The 15,619-nt window shown below is 67.4% G+C and carries 7 protein-coding genes; 2 read left to right on the top strand and 5 right to left on the bottom strand.

Features of this window, described 5'->3' with window-relative positions; all coding sequences use genetic code 11:
* Nucleotides 1–112 precede the first annotated feature (112 nt).
* Entirely contained in the window at nt 113–1,069 is a 957-nt protein-coding gene (gene pfkB / locus ABQZ09_RS13750; RefSeq protein WP_349777141.1) for a 1-phosphofructokinase, read from the bottom strand.
* Nucleotides 1,066–3,582, bottom strand: coding sequence for a phosphoenolpyruvate--protein phosphotransferase (gene ptsP, locus ABQZ09_RS13755; protein WP_349777142.1), 2,517 nt, complete (start codon nt 3,580–3,582; stop codon nt 1,066–1,068). The genes pfkB and ptsP overlap by 4 nt, the downstream gene beginning before the upstream one ends.
* A gap of 161 nt (nt 3,583–3,743) precedes the next feature.
* Here ptsP and ABQZ09_RS13760 point away from each other — a divergent pair, with 161 nt between their 5' ends.
* Entirely contained in the window at nt 3,744–4,736 is a 993-nt protein-coding gene (locus ABQZ09_RS13760) for a LacI family DNA-binding transcriptional regulator (protein ID WP_349777143.1), read from the top strand.
* A 288-nt stretch (nt 4,737–5,024) separates the two neighbouring features.
* On the opposite strand, the gene ABQZ09_RS13765 is transcribed toward ABQZ09_RS13760, so the two are convergent.
* Genes ABQZ09_RS13765 through ABQZ09_RS13775 form a run of 3 tightly spaced genes read right to left on the bottom strand, consistent with a single transcriptional unit; the run spans nt 5,025 to nt 10,198 of the window.
* Nucleotides 5,025–8,195 carry a multidrug efflux RND transporter permease subunit gene (locus ABQZ09_RS13765; RefSeq protein WP_349777144.1) on the bottom strand — a complete coding sequence of 1,057 codons (3,171 nt, stop codon included), beginning with the start codon at nt 8,193–8,195 and terminating at the stop codon, nt 5,025–5,027.
* A 12-nt stretch (nt 8,196–8,207) separates the two neighbouring features.
* On the bottom strand, nt 8,208–9,524 hold the full coding sequence (locus ABQZ09_RS13770) for an efflux RND transporter periplasmic adaptor subunit (RefSeq protein ID WP_104579575.1): 1,317 nt from the start codon (nt 9,522–9,524) through the stop codon (nt 8,208–8,210).
* A gap of 14 nt (nt 9,525–9,538) precedes the next feature.
* Nucleotides 9,539–10,198 (bottom strand): TetR/AcrR family transcriptional regulator, encoded by a 660-nt coding sequence (locus ABQZ09_RS13775; RefSeq protein ID WP_104579576.1) that lies wholly within the window; start codon nt 10,196–10,198, stop codon nt 9,539–9,541.
* Nucleotides 10,199–10,475: 277 nt separating this feature from the next.
* On the opposite strand from ABQZ09_RS13775, the gene ABQZ09_RS13780 reads away from it, so the two are divergent.
* Nucleotides 10,476–15,485 (top strand): NAD-glutamate dehydrogenase, encoded by a 5,010-nt coding sequence (locus ABQZ09_RS13780; protein WP_349777145.1) that lies wholly within the window; start codon nt 10,476–10,478, stop codon nt 15,483–15,485.
* The last annotated feature ends 134 nt before the right edge of the window (nt 15,486–15,619 follow it).

A 15,619-nucleotide genomic window follows, 5' to 3' on the forward strand; every position in this document is an offset into this window, starting at 1 on the left:
CGGGGGAATTCGATGGGTTAGGCGTGCGTGCGACGCGTGCCGGGCGTGCCATTGGTCGCTGTGCGCCGTGCGCGTGGCGACCTGCGGTCGGGCCGCACCTGCAGGGACCGGCTCACGACACGGTCTCGATCACGACCTCGGCGGCGGCACGCCGCACGCCGTCGGCGGTGAGTCGGCGTGCGTCGCCGCTTTCCAGCCGGCACATCGAGAACGCCGTGGCCAGCCGCGCGCACTGCGCCAGGTCGGTGGCGGCATCCAGCAGCGCTGCCGCCAGCCCGGCCACCATCGCATCGCCGGCACCGACGCTGCTGCCCCGGGCCAGGCGCGGGGGGCGCGCGATCAGGCGCTGGTCGCGCTGCACGAACAGGGCGCCGTCGGTGCCCATCGAAATGACCACCAGCTGGATGCCGCGCGCGAGCAGTTCGTGCGCGGCGGCGCCAAGCGCGGCCCGGTCGGTCAACGGCCGGCCGGTCCAGGCTTCCAGTTCGTGCCGGTTGGGCTTGACCGCATACGGCAGTGCGTCGCGTGCGGCATCCAGGGCGGCCACCAGCGGCGCGCCGCTGGTATCGAGCAACACCCGCGCGCCGGCCGCGCTGGCCTGGGCCTGCAATCGCGCCCAGCTGTCGGCCGGCAGGCCGGCCGGCAGGCTGCCGGACAGCACCACCGGCAGGCCGGGGCGCAGCAGCGGTGCAAGCTGATCGACTACGCCTTGCAGGTGCGCGCCGCGCAACTGCAGGCCGGGCAGGTTGATGTCGGTGGTGTCGTTGCTGCGCGCTTCCACCAGCTTGAGATTGGTGCGGGTTTCGCCTGATACACGCTGGCAGTGATCGACGATGCCGCGCTCGCGGAACAGCGCTTCGAACACGCCGGCATTGCCGCCGCCGAGCACGCCGAGCGCGGCGACCTGACACCCCCAGTCGGCCAGGCAGGCGGCCACGTTGATGCCCTTGCCGCCGGCATCATTGCGCACGCTGCTGGCGCGATGCACGGCGCCGGGTTGCAGGCTGTCGAGCTGGATGGTCTGGTCGATCGCCGGGTTCAGCGTGACCGTGATGGCGTGCAGGCTCATGCCGCGTCCTCGCGCTTGGCTTCCAACGCGCGCACCTGTTCGGCGGTTTCGCAGTTCAGCGCCTGCTCGGCCAGTTGCTGCAGCTGGTGCATCGAGGCACCACGCAGGCGCGCCTTCACCGCCGGGATATCGTTGGGCGTCATCGACAGTTCCTGTACGCCCAAGCCAGCCAGCAGGCTGGCGCCAAACGCATCGCCGGCCAGGCCGCCGCACACGCCGACCCAGCGGCCGTGCTTGCGTGCGCCTTCAATGGTGCTGCGGATCATGCGCAGCACCGCCGGGTGCAGGCTGTCGGCCTCGGCGGCCAGTTCCGGGTTCTGGCGGTCGATCGCCAGCACGTACTGGGTGAGGTCGTTGGTGCCGATCGAGAAGAAGTCTGCATGGCGCGCCAGCACGTCGGCCTGGGCGGCGGCGGCCGGCACCTCGATCATGATGCCGATCGGCACTTCCGGAGCGTCCAGTTCGGCGCGGATGCGTGCGCAGATGTCGCGCAGGGCGATCAGCTCCGGCACCGAGGTGATCATCGGGAACATGATCGACAGCCGCGCCCTGTCCTTGGCGGCACGGTACAGCGCACGCAGCTGCGGCTCCAGCAGGTCGGGGCGGCGCAGCAACAGGCGCGCACCACGCACGCCCAGGAACGGGTTTTCTTCGTGCGGCAGTTCCAGATGTGCCACCTGCTTGTCGCCGCCGATATCCAGCGCACGCACGATCAACGGGCGGCCGTCCAACGCCTGCGCCATCGCCAGGTAGGTGGCGTGCTGTTCGTCTTCGCTGGGGGTACGTCCGCTTTCCAGGAACAGGAATTCGGTACGCATCAGGCCCACGCCTTCGGCGCCCTGGGTCAGCGCCATCGCCACCTGGTCGGGCAGGTTGACGTTGGCACCGATGTCGATGTGGTGGCCATCGGTGGTTGCGGCCGGCAACGCGCGCTGCGCGGCTTCGCGCTCGCGGATGGCCTGCTGCTCGGCGATGTGGGTGCGGGCCGCGTCCAGATCCAGCTCGGAGGGGTTGAGGTACAGGCGCCCGCTGCTGCCGTCGATGATGGCGGTGGCGCCGTCTTCGATATCCAGCAACTGGCCGCCGGCAGCGACCAGCGCCGGCAGGCCCAGGGTGCGCGACAGGATCGCGGTATGCGAGGTCGGCCCGCCCTGCGCGGTGGCCAGGCCAAACACGCGGGCGGTATCCAGATTGGCGGTGTCCGAGGGCGACAGGTCGCTGGCCAGCAGGATGCACGGCTGCTCGGGCAGGTCGGTCAGCCCGGCGCCGGCAGCGGCCGGGTCGAGCTGGGCCAGCACGCGGCGGCCGACATCGCGCAGGTCGGCCGCGCGGCCGGCCAGCACCGGGTTGCCCAGCGCGGCCAGGCCGGAGGCCATCTGTTCCACCGCCTGATGCCACGACCACGCCACGCCGTGGCCTTCGACCATCAGCTGGCAGGTGCGGGTGATCAGGTCGGTGTCGTTGAGCAGTTCGGCCTGGGCCTTGAAGATGGCCGCGTCCGAGGCGCCAAGGCGGCGCTGGGTGTCGTCCTGGATGGCCGCCAGCTGCTGGCGGGTGCGGGTCAGCGCGTCGTGCAGCAATGCGCCGCCATCCCCCAGACCCACCGGTTGATCGGCCACTTCGGTTTGCGCGGCGCGCAGGCGGTGCACGATGCCGATCGCCACGCCCGGGCTGGCGCCAATCCCGACGATGGTCGGCTGCGCCTGTGGCGGGGTCCAGCCGACCACCGGGGCGGCGCGGCGCTGCGCGGCACGCTCGGCGTCGGCCTTTTCCTGCGCGGTCAGGCTGTCCATCACGGCGCGCAGGCGCTTGAGCAGGGCGGGTGCATCAGCGCCTTCGGCCGAAACGGTGATGCTGTCGCCGGCACGCAGGCCCAGCTGCAACAGGCCGACCAGGCTCTTGGCATCGGCGGCCTGGTCGCCGGCACGCACTTGCGCCCGCGCGGAGAAGCCGCGGGCGGTCTCGGCCCAGCGGGTGGCCGGGCGGGCGTGCAGGCCGCTGGGATAGGCAATGGTCCACTCGAAGCGTTCGGCCAGGTCGCTGGCGGGCGCGGCGCTGGCGTCCGGCGCGCGGTCGCCGGTGAGCGCGGCCACGATGACGGCGGGGTCGTCGGTGCTGAACAGCGCTTCCAGCTGGGCCGGGTCCTGGATCAGCCGGGTCAGGCGGCGCAGCAGGGTGATGTGGGTGTCGGACTGGGCGGCAATGCCGACCACCAGGCGGGTGGTCTGGCCGGGGTTCCACTCCACGCCGTCGCGCAGCTGCAGGACGGCGATGCCGTCGCGGCGCACCAGATGGCGGTCGTCGCCCACCCCATGCGGGATGGCCAGGCCGTGGCCCAGGAACGTGTTCGCCAGGCCTTCGCGGCGGCGCATGCTGGCGTCGTAGCCGGGCGCCACGCAGCCGGCGGCCACCAGCAATTGCGCGGCCTGGGCAATGGCATCGTCCTTGTCGCGGGCCTGCGCATGCAGACGGATGAGCTCGGGAGTCACGGGGGCAGGCGACGGAGAGGACAAGGCGGGCTCCGATTGGGGGATCAGGCTGGGAAGTATAGTGGGAACGTTCCCACGTTTCAGGTCAATGTGCGGTGCACAAAATCCTTGTAGTGCTTTCGGGTTAGGATCAGAGGCGAGACCGCACCTGGGTCAGGTGCGCAAATGGAGCGGGAACGGTCCCAGTGAGTATCAGCATCAATGACGTGGCCCGGGTGGCCGGTGTGTCCAAATCCACGGTCTCGCGCGCCCTGGGTACCGGGCCGGTGAGCGAGGAGGTGCGGGCCAAGGTCGAGGCCGCCGTCCGCCAGACCGGCTATCGCCCCAACCTGATGGCGCGACGGCTGCGCTCCCAGCAGTCCGGCATCCTGGGCGTGATTGTGGCCGACATCCGCAACCCGTACTTCACTGCGCTGATCCGCTCGGTGGAAGAGGTCGCTTACCGTGCCGGTATGCGCGTGACCCTGTGCAATACCGATGAAGATCCCGAGCGCGAGGCGCTGTATCTGGAGCTGATGCAGGAAGAACGCATCACCGGGCTGATCTTCGCGCCGACCCGGGTCACCGTGGGGCGCATGCACGAACTGGCCCTGGATTACCCCACCGTGCTGGTCGACCGTGCCGGCCCCGGCAGCCGCTACGACAGCGTGGTGCTGGACAACGCCGCGGCCATGGGCGAGCTGGTGGCGCATCTGCAGGGGCAGGGCTACCAGCGCATCGGCGGGTTGTTCGGCAGCACCAGCACCACGGCGGCCGAGCGCCGCGACGGTTACCTGGCCGCGATGCGCGCGCAAGGCCTGAGCCCGGATTACCGCGAAGTGGCACCCACCGCCGAGGCGGCCATTGTCGAGCTGGAGCGGTGGCTGGCCAACGATGACCGCCCCGAAGCGATTGTCACCAGTAACAGCCTGCTGTTGATGGGGGCGCTGAAGGCCGCCCGCACCGCCGGTCTGCGCCTGCCCGACGACCTGGCCCTTGCCGGGTTCGACAACGAGCGCTGGACCGATCTGGTCGAGCCGGGCATCACCGTGGTCGAACAGCCGGTCGAAGACATGGGCCGCGCGGCGATGTCGCTGCTGCTCGAGCGGCTGAGCAACCCGCAATTGCCGATCCGCCGCATGGTCATGACCGGGCGCTGCGTGGTGCGCGGCTCCACCGGCGCGCGCCCGCGCACCTAGCCGCCGTCGTCGTAGGAGCGCACCCGGGCGCGATCGGCGTCACCGGTACAGCCCATCGCGCCCGGGTGCGCTCCTACAACGGCATGACGGTTGTGCGATCGCGCTGTGCGGGCATTGCCCGAGCACGGCTTTTCACCAATCCCCCCATCGTAGGAGCGCACCCGGGCGCGACGGGCGTTACCGGTCATGCCCGTCGCGCCCGGGTACGCTCCTACGGGACACCGCTGTTGCGCAACAAAAAAAAGCCCCGGCATTGCCGGGGCTTTTCGTTCTACGCCCTGTCCGGGATCAACGATCCGGGCGATGCGTGCCTGAGTCGTTCTGTGCGACCAGATATTCCTTGGACTGCTCGTCCAGCTTGTCGCCCAGCATGCGGCGTACCACCACGAAGAACAGCGGGATGAAGATCACGCCGAGCACGGTGGCGAACACCATGCCGCCGATCACGCCGGTACCGATGGAGTGACGCGAGTTGGCGCCGGCACCGGTGGAGATGGCCAGCGGCAACACACCCAGGATGAACGCGAACGAGGTCATCAGGATCGGGCGGAAACGCAGATGCGCCGCTTCCAGGGTAGCCTCGCGCAGGGTCTTGCCCGCCGCGCGCTGCTCCACCGCAAATTCCACGATCAGGATCGCGTTCTTCGCGGCCAGACCAATGACGGTGATCATGCCGATCTTGAAGTACAGGTCGTTCGGCAGGCCGCGCAGCATCGAGAACACGATTGCGCCCAGCACGCCGATCGGCACCACCATCAGTACTGCCACCGGAATCGACCAGCTCTCGTAGAGTGCGGCCAGGCACAGGAACACCACCACCACCGACAACGCCAGCAGCAGCGTCGCCGCGTTACCGGCAATGATTTCCTGGTACGACATGCCGCTCCAGTCGAAACCGAAGCCCGGTGGCAGGTCGTTGTTGACGATCTCTTCCATCGCCGTCATCGCCTGACCGGAACTGCCGCCGGGCGCCGGGTTGCCGACGATGTTGACCGCCGAATACCCGTTGTAGCGGTTCAATGCCGGCGATGCGTAGGTCCATTCGGCCTTGACCACATTGCTCAGCGGAATCATCCCGGGTTGGCCGTCGGCGCCTACCGCGGTCGTGCTCGGGCTGAAGAAGTTGCGCAACGACTCGGGGCCGGTGCGGAACTGGTCGTCGGAGCGGATGTTGACGCGCTTGATGCGGCCTTCGGAGAAGTAGTCGTTGACATACACCGGTGCCAGCATCAGCTGGATCGAGTTGTAGATGTCGCTGACGTCCAGCCCCATCGACTGCGCCTGCACGCGGTCCACGTGCAACTGCAGCTGCGGTGCGTTTTCCAGCCCGTTCGGGCGCACGCCCACCATGGTGTCGGCCTTTTCGGCGGCCTTGCCCAGCACGATGTTGCGCGCCTGGGTCAAGGCTTCCTGGCCGGCACCGGCGCGGTCCTGCAGCCACATGTCGAAGCCGCCGAACTGGCCCAGGCCCTGCACGGTGGGCAGGTTGACCACGAAGATCTGCGCGCCCTTGATGCCGTAGAAGGCGCCGTTGAGCTGCTGGATCAACTGCTCGGCAGTGACGTCACGCTCTTCCCACGGCTTGAGCCGGATGAAGCCCATGCCCACGTTTTCGCCCGAACCCAGGAAGCTGAAACCGGCGATCTGCAGCATGCCTTCCACGGCCGGCTGCTTCTCCAGCACCGCACGCATCTGCGCGAAGGCTTCGTTGGTACGGATCTTGGTCGCGCCCGGCGGCAGCTGCACGATCGCCACCGCAAAGCCCTGGTCTTCTTCGGGCAGGAAGCTGCTCGGCATGCGCGTGAACAGGAAGCCGCACAGCACCACCAGCACCACGAACACCATCATCCACGGCGGCGAGCGCTTCAAGGTGTGGCCGACCACGCCCACATAGCGGTGCGCCAGCTTGTCGTAGTACTTGTCGAAGGTGCGGTAGACCCAGTTCTTCTTGTCCGAATGGGTGGCCTTGAGGAAGCTGGCGCACAACGCCGGGGTAAAGGTCAGCGCCAGGAACGCGGAGAAGCCCATCGACATGGCGATGGTCAGCGCGAACTGCTTGTAGATCGCACCGGACGCACCGGGCTGCAGCGAGGAGGGGATGAACACCGCCGCCAGCACCACGGTGATGGCCACCACCGCGCCGGTGATCTGGGTCATCGCCTTCTGCGTGGCTGCCTTAGGCTCCAGATGCTCCTCGCTCATGATGCGTTCGACGTTCTCGATCACCACGATCGCGTCATCGACCACGATGCCGATCGCCAGCACCATCGCAAACAGCGTCAGCTGGTTGATGGTGAAGCCGATGGCGTACATGCCGAAGAAGGTGCCCAGCAGCGCGACCGGAATCACCAGGGTCGGGATGACCGTGGCGCGGAAGTTCTGCAGGAACAGCAGCATCACCAGGAATACCAGCACGATGGCTTCGGCCAGCGTGTGGACCACTTCCTCGATGGAGATGCGCACGAAGGTGGTCGACTCGTACGGCGCAAACCAGCTCACGCCCTGCGGGAAGGTGGGCTGCAGTTCGTCGAGCTTGGCACCGACCGCCTCGGACACGTTCAGCGCATTGGCGCCCGGCAACAGCTGGATGCCGAACGCACCGGTGGGCTTGCCGTTGTACTGGGTGTCGAAGCCGTAGTTGCTGGGGCCGACCGAGACGCGTGCGACGTCCTTCAGGCGCACGGTGGCGCCATTGTTGTCGGTGCGCAGGATGATGTTCTCGAACTCTTCCGGCGAGCTGAAACGCCCCTCCGCCGACACCGTGGCCGTGAAGCTGATGCCTTGCGGGGTCGGGTCGGCGCCGACCGAACCGGCGGCGAACTGCACGTTCTGGTTGCGTACCGCGGTCAGCACCTGGGTGGCCGACAGGTTGTAGCCCTGCAGCTTCTCCGGGTTCAACCAGATGTTCATCGCGTACTCGGCGCCGAACTGGTTGGTGCTGCCGACGCCGGGTACACGCGAGATCTGCTCGAGCACGCGCGAACCGACGATGTCGTTGAGCGCGTCGCGGTCGATCGACGGGTTGTCCGAGCGCAGTGCCGCCACCATCAGGAAGCCGGCGTTGGCCTTGGCCACCACCACGCCCTGCTGGGTCACTTCCGAGGGCAGGCGCGGCGTGGCCAGCGACACCTTGTTCTGCACCTGCACCTGCGCGATATCCGCGTCGGTGCCGGTTTCGAAGGTCAGCGTGATGGTGACGCGGCCGTTGGACGCCGACGACGAGTTGAAATAGAGCAGGTGGTCGATACCGGTGAGCTGCTGCTCGATGACCTGCGTGACCGCCTTTTCGGCGGTGTCGGCGCTGGCGCCGGGGAAGTTGGCGGTGACGGTGACCTGCGGCGGGGCAATCGTGGGGTACGACTCGATACCCAGATTGAGGATCGAGATCACGCCGGCAAGCGAGATCAGGATCGCCACCACCCAGGCAAAGATCGGGTGTTCGATAAAAAACTTAGGCATGTCCGGGTTCCGTCACTGCTGCTTGGACTGGGAGTCGGCCGGCTGCGCGGCCGCGTCCTGCTTGGGCTGCTCCTGCGCCGCCGGTGCCGCGGCATCGGCCGCGTCGGCGGCCGGTGCGGCCTGCGTATTGCCGGCCTGGCCTGCGGCGGGTGCCGCGCCGGGAGCGCCCGGCTGACCGGGCTGGCCGCCTGCGGCCGGCTTGTTCGGGTCCCACGGCACGCCCTTGGCCGGCTGCCCTTCCTTGGCCTTCTGCACGCCATCGACGATGACCTGGTCGCCCGGTGCCACGCCGCCGGTCACGATCCACTGGCCCTGCTGCTGGCCGTCCACGGTAAGGTTCTTGCGCACCACCTTGCCGTCCTTGCCCAGCACCAGCGCATACGCGCCGGTCGCATCGCGCTGCAGCGCCTGTTGCGGCACCAGATAGGCGTTGTTGCGCTGGCCAAGGCTGGCCTTGAAGGTGACGAAGGCACCCGGCAGCAGCGACAGTTCCGGGTTGGGCAGGGTGGCGCGCAGCGACACCGCACCGGTGCTCGGGTCCACCGTCACCGCCGACACGTCCAGGGTGCCGGGGTGCTGGTATTGGGTGCCGTTGCCCAGTTCCACGTTGATGGTGGACTTGCCGTCGCCGCTGAGCTGCACGTTGCCGCTGCTCTGGGCCTGGCGCAGCGAGGCCAGTTCTTCGCTGCTCATCGCGAAGTTCACGTACAGCGGGTCGATCTGGTCGACCGTGGTCAGCAAGGTGGCTTCGCCGGCGCCGACCAGGGCGCCTTCGGTCACCCGCTGGATGCCGGCGCGGCCGGTGATCGGCGAGGTGACGCTGGCGAAGCCCAGCTGGATCCGGGCGGCCTCGACCGCGCCGCGCGCCTGCTGCACGTTGGCGCCGGAGGAGCGTTCGGTGGCTTCGGCGTTATCGATGTCCGCGCGCGAGACGTACTGCTGCGGCGCCAGGCTGCGCGCGCGCTTGGCGGCGATCTGGGCATTGGCATAGGTCGCTTCGGCCGCGGCCAGCTGGCCCTGGGCCTGCAGCAGGGTGGCCCGCAGCGGCATCGGGTCGATCTCGAACAGCGGCTGGCCTTCCTTGACGTCAGTGCCTTCGGTGTACAGGCGCTTGAGCAGCACCCCGTCCACGCGGGCGCGCACGTCGGCCGAGCGGAACGCCGACAGGCGGCCCACCAGGTCGCGTTCCAGCGGCAGCGTCTGCGGCTTCATTTCCAGCACCGACACTTCCGGCGGCGGCGGCGCCTGCTGCTGTTCGGGCTTGCTGCAGGCAGCGAGCGCCGCGGTGATGGCCAAGGCCAGGCCGAAGGTGCGGAGCGGGGCAATCATCAGGAGGAACTCCGTTAGGGTCTTGAAGTGAGAAAAGAAAGCGGGGCCGGCGCAGGCGCGGCAGGTGCCGCGGCAAACGCCCGCATAAAGGTGTCGACGGCGAACTGCGCCCACTGCTGCCTGGCGGGCAGGCCGGCGCGATGGGGAACTTGAAACCGTTGGCGATCGAAATCCAGCCCGACGATCATGCTCAGCAGCAGCTCGGCCATGAAGTGCGGATCGTCATGGCGCAGCTGGCCGGCCGCCATCGCCTGTTCGAAGCGATGCGCCAGACGTCGCTGCATGCCGACCACGCCTTCGTGGAAAACTTGCCGGGACTGATCCGGGAACCGATGCGACTCGGCTTCCAGCAGACGACAGGTCTGTAGCACATCTGGGCTGTTCAGACGGTCAAGATGGGCCAGCGCAAAGGCCAGCAGGTCCTCGCGCAGATCGCCGGAGACCGCGTCCAACGGCACCGTGGCCAGGTGCACGTGGTCCTGTAGCACATCGCGCAGCAGGTTCTCCTTGCAGCCGTAGTGACTGTAGAGCGTCTGCTTGGAACAGCCGGCGCGCTCGGCCACCGCGTCCATGCTCAGCCGCATTCCGCGTTCGGCAAGCAAGGTATGCACGGCAGCGTGGATGCGGCGATCGCAGTCCGAACGCCGGGCAGCACGGGGGGAACGAGGGGTCATGGCGGTAGACTATACCGTCCAGTTTAGTTTTTAAACAGCCTTGACGTAGGCCGTCCGGTCTGCACAACGCCTTGTGTGCCAAGCGTCGCACCGGACTTTGCCGGATCTGGCGATCGGCGGCGGCGCCCGGCCGGGCAGCGGCGGGAAACTTCAGACCCATACGGCTTTTGCATCCCCGCGATGCCTGCCGGGCGCTGAGCATTTGCGCTATGCAGCAAGGCGTTGTCACGGTCCATCGGTACAATTCAGCTTTCCTACCGAGCATCCCAGCGCTCTCATGACAGCCAAGAAAGCCGCTCCGAAATCGTCCACGACGTCGGTCAAACCGGTCGCCGAACGTGCCGTCCCCGTGCTTGCCACCGAACCGCAGGCGGTCACCCTCGAGCCGGTGTTTGCCGCACTGCGCAAGCGCTACCCGGCGGCCCGCCAGGGCGAGGTCCAGGCGTTCGCCGCCGACTTCTACCGGCGCATGGAAGAAGACGAGTTCCCCAATCACCCGCCCGAGCAATGGGCGGCGCTGGCGTCGGACATGCTGGAGTTTGCCCGCGTGCGCAAGGCCGGCACGGTCAACGTGCGGGTGTTCAACCCCACCCTGAAAAGCCACGGCTACGAGTCGCCGCATACGCTGCTGCAGATCGTCAACGACGACATGCCGTTCCTGGTGGACTCGGTCAGCATGACCCTGTCGGACCTGGGCATCGGCGTGCACGTGCTGGGCCACCCGGTGCTGCGCATTGCGCGCGACAAGGCCGGCAAGCTGACCGCGGTGGGCGAGGGCAAGAGCGAATCGCTGATGGTGCTGGAGATCGACCGCCAGCCCGCCGATGAGATGCCCAAGGTAGAAGCGGCGGTGCGCAAGGTGCTGGCCGAGGTGCGCGCCATCGTGCAGGACTGGGCCGCGATGCGCGAGAAGATGGTGATGCTGGCCGACGACCTGGCCACCCGCCGCCTGCCCATCGACGACATCAGCCGCCACGAGGCGCAGGAGTTCCTGCGCTGGGCCGCCGCCGACCATTTCACCTTCTTCGGCTACCGCGAATACCGCGTGGAGAAGCAGGACGGCCAGGACGTGCTGGCCCCGGTGGAAGAGACCGGCCTGGGCCTGATGCGCGGCCACGACACCTCGCCGGCGCGCCCGGTGACCACCCTGGCCGCGCATGGCCTGAATGCCTCGTCCAAGCTCAAGGACGCCTTGATCCTGACCAAGACCAACGCACGCTCGCGCGTGCACCGTGTTGGCTACATGGATTACATCGGCATTCTGGAATTCGACGCCAAGGGCCGCATCGTCGGCGAGCAGCGCTTCCTGGGCCTGTTCACCTCCAGCGCCTACAACCGCCGCCCGTGGGAAATTCCGCTGGTGCGCCAGCGCCACGAATACGTGATGAGCAAGTCGGGGCTGACCCCGAGCAGCCACAGCGGCAAGGCGTTGCGCCACATCCTGGAAACGCTGCCGCGCGAGGAGCTGTTCCAGTCCAACGAAGAAGAGCTGTACCGCACGGCGATCGGCATCCTGGGGCTGCAGGAGCGTGTGCGCAGCCGCATGTTCCTGCGCCGCGACAAATACAGCCGCTTTATTTCTGCGCTGGTGTACATCCCGCGCGAACGCTTCGACACCGATGTGCGCTTGCGCATCGAAGGCCTGTTGAAGGACGCGCTGCATGGCGAGTACATCGATTCGAGCGTGGTGCTGGGCGAATCGCCATTGGCGCAGCTGCATCTGATCGTGCGCCCCAAGAGTGGCGAGGCGCTGGAGTTCAACACCACCGAACTCGAATCGCGCCTGGCGCATCTGCTGCGCAACTGGCGCGACGCCCTGCGCGAAGCGCTGGTGGCGCGCCACGGCGAGGCCAACGGCCTGCGCATGGCGGCCAACTTCGGCCGCGCGCTGCCGGCCGGTTACATCGAGGACTCGTCGATCGAGTCGGCAGTGTCCGATGTCGAGCACCTGGCCACGCTGGATGGCCCCGATGACCTACATCTGAGCCTGCAGGAAATCCGTCGCGACGACGGCATGCGCCTGGATGCGGGCGAAGGCCTGCGCCTGAAGCTGTACCGCCAGCTCGACGACATTCCGTTGTCCGACGCGATGCCGATGATGGAAAACATGGGCCTGCGCGTGATCTCCGAGCGGCCGTATCGGCTGCAGGTCGGCGAAACGCCGGTCTACATCCAGGATTTCGAGGTCGAATCCACCGCCGGCAAGATCAACGCGGCCAACGCCGACGCCAGCTTCGGTGAAGCCTTCGAGCGCATCTGGAACGGCGATGCGGAAAACGACGGCTTCAATCGCCTGATCCTGGCCGCCGGCCTGCACTGGCGCCAGGTCGCGTTGCTGCGTGGCTACTGCAAGTACCTGCTGCAGACGGCGGTGCCGTTCTCGCAGGCGTATGTGGAAGCCACCTTCACCCGTTACCCATTGCTGGCGCGCCTGTTGGTGGAACTGTTCGAAGCGCGCTTCGACCCGTCCACCGGCAGCGAGACCAAGGCGCAGATCTTTGCCGGCCAGGAGCGCCTGCGCGAAGAGTTGTCTGCGCTGGCCGCTGGCGACGAAGCTACGCTCAAGGCGCTGGAGCCGGTGCTCGAGGCCCGCGGCGGCGACCGCGCCGCGCAGCAGGAAGCGACCCGCGCCACGCTGCTGAAGCTGATGGACCGCGTCTCCAGCCTGGACGAAGACCGCATCCTGCGCAGCTTCATCGATGTGATCGATGCAACGCTGCGCACCAACTATTACCAGACCGACAAGCAGGGCAAGCACGCCCATTGCATCAGCTTCAAGCTGGATTCGGCGCGGGTGCCGGACCTGCCCAAGCCGCGTCCGTATCGCGAGATCTTCGTCTATGGCCCGCGTGTGGAAGGCGTGCATCTGCGCTTTGGCGCGGTGGCGCGTGGCGGCCTGCGCTGGTCCGACCGCCGCGAGGATTTCCGCACCGAGGTGCTGGGCCTGGTCAAGGCGCAGATGGTCAAGAACACGGTCATCGTGCCGGTGGGCGCCAAGGGCGGTTTCTACGTCAAGCGCTCGCCGGTGGGCGGCGACCGTGACGCGATCCAGGCCGAAGGTATCGCCTGCTACAAGCTGTTCATCCAGAGCCTGCTCGATATGACCGACAACATCGTCGGCGGCAAGATCGTGCCGCCGCCGCAGGTGGTGCGTCACGACCAGGACGACCCGTATCTGGTGGTCGCCGCCGACAAGGGCACCGCGACCTTCTCCGACATCGCCAATGGGCTGGCGCTGGACCACGGCTTCTGGTTGGGCGATGCGTTCGCCTCCGGCGGCTCGGTCGGTTACGACCACAAGGGCATGGGCATCACCGCGCGCGGTGCGTGGGAGTCGGTCAAGCGCCACTTCCGTGCGATGGGGCGCGATTGCCAGAGCCAGGATTTCAGCGTGGTCGGCATCGGCGACATGTCCGGCGACGTGTTCGGCAACGGCATGCTGCTCTCAAGGCATATCCGCCTGCTGGCCGCGTTCGACCACCGGCATATCTTCCTCGACCCGTCGCCGGATGCAGCTGCGTCCTTCGCCGAGCGCGAGCGCCTGTTCAAGCTGCCGCGTTCCAGCTGGGCGGACTACGACGCCAAGCTGATCAGCGCCGGTGGCGGCATCTATCCGCGCACCCTGAAGTCCATCGACATCAGCGCGCCGGTGCGCGAGGCATTGGGGCTGGAGTCCAACGTCAAGCAGCTCTCGCCCAACGAGCTGATGAATGCCATCCTCAAGGCGCCGGTGGACCTGTTCTGGAACGGCGGCATCGGCACCTACGTCAAGGCATCCAGCGAATCGCACGCCGATGTGGGCGACCGCGCCAACAATGGCCTGCGCGTCAATGGCGGTGAGCTGCGCTGCAAGGTGGTGGGCGAGGGCGGCAACCTGGGCCTGACCCAGCTGGGCCGCATCGAAGCCGCGCAGACCGGCGTGCTGCTCAACACCGACTTCATCGACAACTCGGCCGGCGTGGACACCTCCGACCACGAGGTGAACATCAAGATCCTGCTCAACGACATGGTGCAGGCCAAGAAGCTCACCTATGACGCGCGCAATACGCTGTTGGCGTCGATGACCGACGAAGTGGCCGACCTGGTGCTGTGGGACAACTACCGCCAGAACCAGGCGATCAGCTTGATGGAACGCATGAGCGTCAAGCGGCTGGGCTCCAAGCAGCACTTCATCCGCACGCTGGAACTGCAGGGCTTGCTCGATCGCCAGATCGAGTTCCTGCCCTCCGATGCCGAGCTGTCGGCACGCAAGGCACGCGGGCAGGGCTTGTCGCGTCCGGAACTGTCGGTGCTGCTGTCGTACTCCAAACTGGTGGCGTTCCAGCAGCTGCTGGAATCGGACATTCCCGAAGACCCGTACCTGTCCAAGGAATTGCAGCGGTACTTCCCGCAGCCGCTGCAGAAGAAGTACGCCGATGCGATGGAGCGTCACCGCCTCAAGCGCGAAATCATCGCCACTGCGGTGACCAACACCACCATCAACCGCATGGGCGCCACCTTCCTGATGCGCATGCAGGAAGACACCGGCCGCAGCATCGCCGAGGTCGCCAAGGCCTACACCATCAGCCGCGAAACGCTGGATGCGCGCGCGCTGTGGACGCAGATCGATGCGCTGGACGGCAAGGTGCCCGAGTCGGTGCAGATCGATGCACTGGAAGTGATCTGGCGCCTGCAACGCTCGTTCGTGCGTTGGCTGCTGCTGCGTCCGGGCCAGATGCCGGGCATCACGGCGGCGGTGGAGCGTTACCACGGCCCGTTCAACGACATCCGTGTCGCCTCGGGCGTATTGTCCGATACGCAGCGACCGCTGTACGAAGCCAGCGTGCAGGAATGGCAGGACAAGGGACTGCCGCCGCAACTGGCGCAGCAGCTGTGCGAGTTACGCTACCTGGAACCGGCGTTCGACATCATCGAAACCGCGCGCACCCGCAAGCTCAAGCCGGTGGAAGTGTCCAAGGTGCATTTCCGCCTGGGCGACGCGCTGCGGCTGCCGTGGTTGTTCGAGCAGATCGACGCGCTGGAGGTCAACGGCCGCTGGCATGCGGTGGCGCGTGGCGTGCTGCGCGACGAACTGGCCGCGCATCAGCGTGCATTGGTAGGCCAGGTGCTGACCATGCCCGGCAGCAGTGCCGAGGACAAGGTGGCCAACTGGCTGGCGCGCGACGATTCCAGCCTGCGCTTCACCCTGGCCATGCTGGCCGATGTGGCCGAGCAGAAGACCCTGGACTACCCGACCGTGTCGGTGGCAGTGCAGCGGCTTGGGCAGTTGGCCGCGCACGGGATGTAACGTCAGTGTCCGTGGTGGCGAGACGCTGTTTCGCCACCACGCCAACCGCAGCACGCCGTGTTGCCACTGGATCCAAAAAAATGCCGCCTCAGGGCGGCTTTTTTGTATGCAACTGCGGCACTTGACACTCTTGC

It is taken from the genome of Xanthomonas sp. WHRI 6106, from assembly GCF_040202405.1.
GTDB lineage: Bacteria > Pseudomonadota > Gammaproteobacteria > Xanthomonadales > Xanthomonadaceae > Xanthomonas > Xanthomonas cannabis.